This window comes from Streptomyces sp. NPDC057654, from assembly GCF_042800135.1.
Taxonomy (GTDB): Bacteria; Actinomycetota; Actinomycetes; order Streptomycetales; family Streptomycetaceae; genus Streptomyces.
In genome coordinates, this window is record NZ_JBHVHQ010001466.1 from 1 (window position 1) to 1,089 (window position 1,089).

General features: G+C 71.8%; 2 protein-coding genes. One reads left to right on the forward strand and one right to left on the reverse strand.

Features of this window, described 5'->3' with window-relative positions; translation table 11 throughout:
• Nucleotides 1–74: 74 nt before the first annotated feature.
• Nucleotides 75–389, reverse strand: a complete 315-nt coding sequence (locus ACFU99_RS44405) for a hypothetical protein (protein WP_384404583.1) — start codon at nucleotides 387–389, stop codon at nucleotides 75–77.
• 228 nt (nucleotides 390–617) lie between these two features.
• Between ACFU99_RS44405 and ACFU99_RS44410 the strand changes: the two genes are divergently transcribed.
• Complete coding sequence (locus tag ACFU99_RS44410; RefSeq protein ID WP_384404585.1) at nucleotides 618–1,007, forward strand: DUF1707 domain-containing protein; 390 nt, start codon at nucleotides 618–620, stop codon at nucleotides 1,005–1,007.
• Nucleotides 1,008–1,089: the final 82 nt, after the last annotated feature.

A 1,089-nucleotide genomic window follows, 5' to 3' on the forward strand; every position in this document is an offset into this window, starting at 1 on the left:
GGCCGGTTGACACCGGCCCGCGGCCCGGAGCTTCGCGCGTACGGGCCGCCCCCGCCGCTCCCCACTGAGCGCCGTCAGAACAGCGGAGGCTCCTCGTGCTGCGGCATGCCGGAGTCCATGGGGATGCCCTCGGCGGCGGCCATGGCCTCGACGGCCTGGGCCGCCATCACCATGCCGATCTCCTCCAGTACCTGGATCGACTCGATGACGAGCGTCTCGGCGGCCTTGGCCATCTGGTCGCCCGTCCGGTTCCGCTCGGCCAGCTCCGCCTCGTCGGCCGGTACCCGGAGCTCGGTCACGCGCTCCGCCAGCCGGTCGTGGCGCTCTTCGAGCACGTGGATTCTGCGGACGGCCCGCAGGATCTCCTCGTCGGTCGGGCGTTCGGCCATGTCTGTCTCCTCCGTAAGGTGCCGCAATGGTGCCGCAAGGTGTCGTACCTGGTGGACGCGGGGACACGCGCGTATGCCGACTGCCCCCGTCCTATTGTGATCGGCATCTCAGGACGGGCGCGGCGCACCCCTGGCGCCTCGCCGCAGCCCGCGTACGCTGGACGGCCGAGGAGATCGCCGGAAGGCGGTATCCGCAGGTAGGGCGAGTAGTCGAGGGGGAATGCTCCAGTGGGGAGTCTGCCGGGCGTACGGGCCAGTACGCGGGAGCGGGACCAGGCAGTCGAGGCATTGACCGAGCATGTGGTGCAAGGGCGGCTGACGGACGCGGAGTTCGAGAACCGGTCGGACAAGGCGCGGGCCGCCGCCTCGCGCGACGAACTGCTGCGGCTCTTCGACGATCTGCCGCAGCCGCATCCGGTCTTCGACACGGCGGAGCCGGGCCTTCCGGTCCCGGCGGCCGGCCAGTCGCCTGCTCCGTCGCCGTCGCCGTCGCCGGCGATGCGGCCGGAGGGCTCTGCGCCTGCGAAGCTCAGCGGCGCCGCCGCGGCGGCCGTCTACGGGATGTTCCCGGCGGCCGGGTGGAGAAGGCGACGCTCGCCGTCATCCACTTCCTGCTGATCGTCCCCTCCTTCCTCATCCTCGCCCTGGTCTCCAACCGGCTGGCCGGCGACTGGCGGGTGCTCATCGTCGTGCTGACGGT

Excerpts from the sequence above, each read along its gene's own strand:
- ACFU99_RS44405 (WP_384404583.1), bottom strand. The coding sequence starts at position 389 with ATGGCCGAACGCCCGACCGACGAGGAGATCCTGCGGGCCGTCCGCAGA.